At 60.0% G+C, this 5768-nt stretch carries 7 protein-coding genes and 1 pseudogene; 5 read left to right on the top strand and 3 right to left on the bottom strand.

Annotation, left to right across the window (positions count from 1 at the left end; translation table 11 throughout):
* Positions 1 to 113 (top strand): annotated as a pseudogene (locus ACGSLL_RS28135) (IS110 family transposase); the annotation flags it as partial.
* A 100-nt stretch (positions 114 to 213) separates the two neighbouring features.
* Here the strand turns inward: ACGSLL_RS28135 and ACGSLL_RS28130 are convergent.
* Both ACGSLL_RS28130 and ACGSLL_RS28125 read right to left on the bottom strand, forming a co-directional pair.
* Positions 214 to 564: a cupin domain-containing protein gene (locus tag ACGSLL_RS28130; RefSeq protein WP_016770579.1), complete on the bottom strand. Its 351-nt coding sequence runs from the start codon at positions 562 to 564 to the stop codon at positions 214 to 216.
* A gap of 41 nt (positions 565 to 605) precedes the next feature.
* A complete protein-coding gene (locus tag ACGSLL_RS28125) occupies positions 606 to 1544 on the bottom strand; it encodes a LysR family transcriptional regulator (protein WP_394508677.1) in 939 nt (312 codons plus the stop codon).
* A gap of 234 nt (positions 1545 to 1778) precedes the next feature.
* Between ACGSLL_RS28125 and ACGSLL_RS28120 the strand changes: the two genes are divergently transcribed.
* Positions 1779 to 2543 (top strand): TSUP family transporter, encoded by a 765-nt coding sequence (locus ACGSLL_RS28120; RefSeq protein ID WP_394508676.1) that lies wholly within the window; start codon positions 1779 to 1781, stop codon positions 2541 to 2543.
* Here ACGSLL_RS28120 and ACGSLL_RS28115 read toward each other — a convergent pair.
* The gene (locus tag ACGSLL_RS28115) at positions 2533 to 2847 is read right to left on the bottom strand and encodes a putative quinol monooxygenase (RefSeq protein WP_394508675.1); all 315 of its coding nucleotides are present in this window, start codon (positions 2845 to 2847) and stop codon (positions 2533 to 2535) included. The genes ACGSLL_RS28120 and ACGSLL_RS28115 overlap by 11 nt on opposite strands.
* A gap of 182 nt (positions 2848 to 3029) precedes the next feature.
* Between ACGSLL_RS28115 and ACGSLL_RS28110 the strand changes: the two genes are divergently transcribed.
* The 3 genes from ACGSLL_RS28110 (at position 3030) to ACGSLL_RS28100 (ending at position 5589) form a co-directional block, all read left to right on the top strand.
* Complete coding sequence (locus ACGSLL_RS28110) at positions 3030 to 3620, top strand: NAD(P)H-dependent oxidoreductase (RefSeq protein ID WP_208938819.1); 591 nt, start codon at positions 3030 to 3032, stop codon at positions 3618 to 3620.
* A 60-nt stretch (positions 3621 to 3680) separates the two neighbouring features.
* A complete protein-coding gene (locus ACGSLL_RS28105) occupies positions 3681 to 4592 on the top strand; it encodes a LysR substrate-binding domain-containing protein (RefSeq protein WP_394508674.1) in 912 nt (303 codons plus the stop codon).
* Between the two features lie 103 nt (positions 4593 to 4695).
* Positions 4696 to 5589, top strand: coding sequence for an NAD-dependent epimerase/dehydratase family protein (locus ACGSLL_RS28100; protein WP_394508673.1), 894 nt, complete (start codon positions 4696 to 4698; stop codon positions 5587 to 5589).
* Positions 5590 to 5768 lie beyond the last annotated feature (179 nt).

The raw sequence follows: 5768 nt of genomic DNA, 5'->3' as shown, positions 1-5768 counted from the left end.
GAAACAAGGGCAAGGCCACCACTGAAGCGTTGGTGATTCTGTCACGTAAACTCGCTCGCATTGCGTTTGCCTTGATGAAAACGAAGACGAACTACGTCAGCAAAACGGCCTAAAAAGCTTGGTGAAAACCATAGAATCTCCCACAGGGAATTGAGGTGTACTGGATAATGTTTGCCGGGAAATCACGTCGGGTGATTGCCCGGCTTTTTTGCATCAGGCGAAGACGAAATACTTACGCACGGTCTCGACCACTTCCCAGGTGCCTTTCATGCCCGGCTCGACCACGAAGATATCGCCGGCACGCAGGTGGATCGGCGCCATGCCGTCCGGGGTGATCACACAGTAGCCTTCCTGGAAATGGCAGTATTCCCATTTCACGTAATCGACGCGCCACTTGCCCGGTGTGCAGATCCAGGTGCCCATGATTTTGCTGCCGTCTTCGCTGGTGTAGGCGTTGAGGTTGACGGTGTGCGGGTCGCCTTCCAGTTTTTCCCATTTGCAGGCGTCGAGTACCGGCAGCGGGTGGGTGTCGCGCAGAACGGTGATGGGGGCGGTCGCGGTCATGAGGACTCCGGGCAGGTGGACTTGAGGAATGAAGTCGCACCCTATAGCGCCCGGTTGCTGTTCAGTTGTCTGTGGTCGACATCGATCTGCTCAGAAACGCGCGGATCGCTCAGCGCGTGTAATAACCCCTGAGCGTAGGGCGGCAGTGCGCTGAAATCTCTGGCGCATAGCATCAGGGTCCGGCGCGCCCAGGGTTCATTCAACGCGACGCTTTTGAAGCTTTCAGACGCCACCCGGTCGACCGCTGCCAGCGGCACGATCGCCAGCCCCGCGCCCCGGCTGACCATGCGCATCACCCCGTCAAAACCTTCGGCGCGAATCCGTACCGACATGCGCGCGCCGCTGTGCAGCGCTTGTTCTTCGAGGTAGATCGCCAAGGCGCTATCGGCGCTGAGTCCGACAAAGTCGTGCTGCAACGCGTCACTGAAATTGGCTGCGACGGCGTCAGACAAAGGGTGATCAGTCGGCAGAATCAGCACCAAGGGATCGTCGCGAAACGGCTGAGTCTGTAGGCCGCTTGTGTCGACCGCATCAGAAACGATACCGAGATCTGCCGCGCCCTCACGCAAGGCGTGGGTGATGCGCGCACTTGGCAGTTCCTGCAAATCGATGTCGAGATTGGCATGGCTGCGCAGAAAGTCTGCGAGCAATTCCGGCAGGTATTCGGTGATCGCCGTGGTGTTGCACAGCAGGCGCACCTGGCCTTTGACGCCTTGGGCGTAATCGGCCAGATCCTGCTGCATGCGCTCGGTTTGCTGAAGGATCACCCGCGCATGGCGGGCGAGGGCATTGCCGGCGGGCGTCGGCGTCACGCCACGGCGACCGCGTTCGAGAAATTCGGTACCGAGTGAGGCTTCCATCGCGCGGATTCTGGCGCTGGCGGCGGCCAGGGATAAATGGCTGCGGGCCGCGCCGGCGGTGATGTTGCCGGTGTCGAGGATGTGCAGGAAAAGGCGCAGGTCGGTGAGGTCAAATTGCATGGGGGTTGCCTCTGATTTTTATGGTGTCAGGGCTGGCCCTTTCGCTGGCAAGCCAGCTCCCACAGGTTTCATTGTTAATCTCTCAATGGATGAACAACCGAGCTCCTGTGGGAGCTGGCTTGCCAGCGATGAGGGCAGATGCATCACTGCAAACATCAGCCTCTTGCAAAGGAAGAGTCAAGCTCAGTATATGGCAGATTTTCAGCCAGCCCCGACTGGCGCACAGTGCTGATCATGCACACACTCACCGACTTCTACCAAAACCTCGGCCCAGCCTTTTCCCTGCTGGTCATCCTCACCTTTCTGCTCGCTGGCCTGATCAAAGGCGTCATCGGCCTCGGCCTGCCGACAGTTGCCATGGGGCTGCTCGGTCTGGCTATGGCGCCAGCGCAGGCAGCGGCGCTACTGATCATTCCGGCAACGTTGACCAATCTCTGGCAACTGGCACTCGGCGGGCATCTCGCTGCGCTGATCAAACGCCTGTGGCCGATGCTGCTGCTGATCTTCCTCGGCACCGCCATCGGCACGCTGTGGATCGGCATGGCTGGCGGGCATTGGGTGGTGCGCGGGCTGGGCGCGGCGCTGTTGCTCTATGCGTTGAGCGGACTGTTCCTGCCGACACTGCGCGTCAATCCGCGTCATGAAACCTGGCTTGGCCCGCTCTGTGGATTGATCACCGGCATCATCACCTCCGCCACCGGGGTGTTCGTGATTCCCGCTGTGCCATACCTGCAAGCGCTGGGCTTGTGCCGCGATGAACTGGTGCAGGCGCTGGGCCTGTCCTTCACCGTGTCGACACTTGCCTTGGCCGCAGGCTTGCTCTGGCGTGGTGCGCTGGGGAGCGGTGAACTCGGTGCGTCGTTGCTGGTGCTGGTCCCGGCCCTGCTCGGCATGTGGCTCGGTCAATGGCTGCGCCAGCGCATCAGCGCCCTGCTGTTCAAGCGGGTGTTTTTTATCGGTCTGGGCGCGCTCGGCGCCCATCTGCTGATCAGCGCTTAGCCGAGGAAGGGCTGAGCATGTCGATCGGGCGGATGTCGAAATCGCGCTCGAGGTACTCCATGCGCCGGTCAAAAACATCCTTCATGTGCGGCAGATTCGAGTGCTCGTCCAAGTGTGCCCGCGATTCCCAGATTTCGTAGAAGATGAACAGTGTCGGATCTTCCTTGTCACGCAGCATGTGGTATTCGATGCAGCCGGGTTCGGCGCGACTCGGTTCGACATAGGCGCGAAACAGCGCTTCGAAAGCCTCGGCGCGTTCCGGCCGGGTCTTGGCGTGCAGGATAAAACCCTCGCGTTCACTCATCACAACGTCCTCGCTTTCATGAAAACGCTGAATGCTACGGCAACAATCCCTATTCAATTCGTGCGTTTTGCTCAAATGTATTTTGCGCAAGCATGGCTTATTCCGCGCGACGCGAGCCGTTAATCTGCCGCCATTCCATTTCCACTTTCCATCCAGCCCAATGGCTGCGCTGAGGCTTTGTCATGAAAAAAGTACTGTTGCTCAATGGCGGTAAGAAATTCGCTCACTCCGACGGTCGCTACAACGCCACCCTGCATGAAACCGCGCTGAGCGTGCTGGACCGTGGCGGTGTCGATGTGAAAACCACCTTCATCGACGAAGGCTACGACGTCGCCGAAGAAGTGGCGAAATTCCTCTGGGCCGACGTGATCGTCTATCAGATGCCGGGCTGGTGGATGGGCGCGCCATGGACCGTGAAAAAATACCTCGACGAAGTGTTCACCGAGGGCCACGGCAGCCTCTACGCCAGCGATGGCCGCACCCGTTCCGACGCCTCGCAGAAATACGGCAGCGGCGGCCTGATCCAGGGTAAGCAGTACATGCTGTCGCTGACCTGGAACGCACCGCAGCAAGCCTTCGATGACCCGAGCGATTTCTTCGAAGCCAAAGGTGTCGACGCGGTGTACTTCCCGTTCCACAAGGCCAACGAGTTTCTTGGCATGACCGCGCTGCCGACCTTCCTTTGCGTCGACGTGATGAAGCGCCCGAACATTGAAAACGACGTGGCGCGTTACGCGCAGCATTTGACCGAGGTGTTTGGCCTCAAGGGCTGATGCTCGGCTACTATCGAGGGCCTGCGCCTGCGTGGCAGGCCCATCGAGCAGAGGACACCCGTGAAAGCCAGATCCGATGAATTGCAGATTTTCGTCTGCGTGATCGAATGCGGTTCGATTTCCGCCGCAGCCGAGCAGGTCGGGCAGACGCCGTCGGCGGTCAGTCGCACGCTGTCGCGGCTGGAAGCCAAACTCGACACCACGCTGATCAACCGCACCACGCGGCGCATGGACCTGACCGAGGAGGGCCGGTACTTTTTCGAACAGGCCAAGCTGATTCTCGATCAGATGGATCAACTCGAAGAACGCCTGTCCTCGCGCCAGCAAACCCCGTCCGGGCGATTGCGGATCAACGCCGCGTCACCGTTCATGCTGCACGCCATCGTGCCCTACATCGACGAGTTTCGCCGGCTCTACCCGGACATTCAGCTCGAACTCAACAGCAATGACTTGATCATCGATCTGCTGGAACAAAGCACCGACATCGCCATTCGTATCGGCACCCTCGCCGATTCGACGTTGCACGCGCGCTCGCTCGGTTGCAGCCCGCTGCTGATCGTCGCCAGCCCGGCCTATCTGAAACAGCACGGTACGCCGCGGCAAGTGGCTGATCTGAGCGGGCACACCTTGCTCGGTTTTACCCAGAACGAAGGCCTCAACCAGTGGCCGCTGCGTTACGTGCACGGCGACCGTTGGCCCATCACCCCGGCAATCAGCGCTTCCAGCGGAGAGACTGTGCGCCATCTGGTATTGGAGGGGCAGGGCATCGCCTGTCTGTCGCACTTCATGACCATCGATGACATTCGTGCCGGACGCTTGAAAGTCCTGCTGGGTGAATTCAACAGCGGATATCGCCAGCCGATCAACGCGGTGTACTACCGTAACTCGCAACTGGCGCTGCGCATTCAGTGCTTTCTGGATTTCATTCAAGGCAAACTGGCGGCGTACGCCAGCGCGGATTTCAAGGGCTGATTCGTGATTCCTGCGCAAGAGTGATTTGGGTGATGGCGGGTTTTTCGATCAGGGTCAGCGGTCGATACTCGCCTCATCACTTATTCACGCAGGGAGTTTCTCCATGAACGTATTCGTTACCGGCGCTGCCGGTTTTATTGGCGGTTCCATCGCGACCGGTCTGGTTAAGGCCGGGCACCAGGTGACCGGTCTGGTGCGCAGCGCCGAACAGGCTGATGAGCTCAAGGCGCTCGGGATTACCGCCGTCATCGGCACCCTTGATGATCATGCATTGCTCGCTGAACAGGCCCGCGTGGCGGATGCGGTAATCAACGCCGCCAGCAGCGACCATCGCGGCGCGGTCGAAGCGTTGCTCGACGCTTTGCGCGGTTCCAACAAAGTGTTCCTGCACACCAGCGGGTCGAGCATCGTCGGCGATGCGTCGGGCGGTAAATCCAGCGATGTCATCTACTACGAAGATAACTTGCCGGAGCCGACCGTCGACAAAGCCGCGCGCGTGGCGATCGATGACCTGATCCTCGCCGCGGCGAAGGACGGCGTGAATTCCGCGGTCATCTGCAACACGCTGATCTACGGTCACAGCCTCGGCGTCAAACGCGACAGCGTGCAACTGCCGCGTCTGCTGAAACAGGCGCGCAAAAGTGGCGTGGTGCGACACGTCGGCACCGGGCAGAACATCTGGTCCAACGTGCACATCGAAGACGTCGTGGCCCTGTACCTGCTGGCGCTGACCAAGAATGTGCCCGGTACTTTCTACTTCGTCGAAAGCGGCGAAGCATCGTTCATCGACATGACCACCGCCATGGCCGCCGCGCTGAATCTGGGCCAGCCACAAGACTGGCCGCTGCAAGACGCCGAAGCCGAATGGGGCTATGAGATGGCCAACTACGGCCTCGGTTCCAACAGCCGCGTACGTGGCAAGAAGGCCCGCGAATTGCTCGGCTGGGCGCCGAAGCGCACTTCGGTGGTTGAATGGATTCGTCACGAAATGGTGTGAGTCGATCACCTTTCGCGTAAACACCACCGAGCCTGTAGGAGCTTGCCTGCTCGCGAAAGCGGTGGGTCAGTCGGCAGGGATGTTGAATGTGAGGCCGTCTCCGCGAGCAGGCTCGCTCCCACAATGAGTCCGCGTTCTGACTGAAGGAATGCAATCAAACTGTGGGAGCGAGCCTGCTC

It is taken from the genome of Pseudomonas retamae (assembly GCF_043496865.1).
GTDB lineage: Bacteria > Pseudomonadota > Gammaproteobacteria > Pseudomonadales > Pseudomonadaceae > Aquipseudomonas > Aquipseudomonas retamae.
This window is presented reverse-complemented; position numbering and strand designations above follow the sequence as displayed.

Coding starts and splice junctions, on each gene's coding strand:
- ACGSLL_RS28130 (WP_016770579.1), bottom strand. CDS start 564: ATGACCGCGACCGCCCCCATCACCGTTCTGCGCGACACCCACCCGCTG.
- ACGSLL_RS28125 (WP_394508677.1), bottom strand. CDS start 1,544: ATGCAATTTGACCTCACCGACCTGCGCCTTTTCCTGCACATCCTCGAC.
- ACGSLL_RS28120 (WP_394508676.1), top strand. CDS start 1,779: ATGCACACACTCACCGACTTCTACCAAAACCTCGGCCCAGCCTTTTCC.
- ACGSLL_RS28115 (WP_394508675.1), bottom strand. CDS start 2,847: ATGAGTGAACGCGAGGGTTTTATCCTGCACGCCAAGACCCGGCCGGAA.
- ACGSLL_RS28110 (WP_208938819.1), top strand. CDS start 3,030: ATGAAAAAAGTACTGTTGCTCAATGGCGGTAAGAAATTCGCTCACTCC.
- ACGSLL_RS28100 (WP_394508673.1), top strand. CDS start 4,696: ATGAACGTATTCGTTACCGGCGCTGCCGGTTTTATTGGCGGTTCCATC.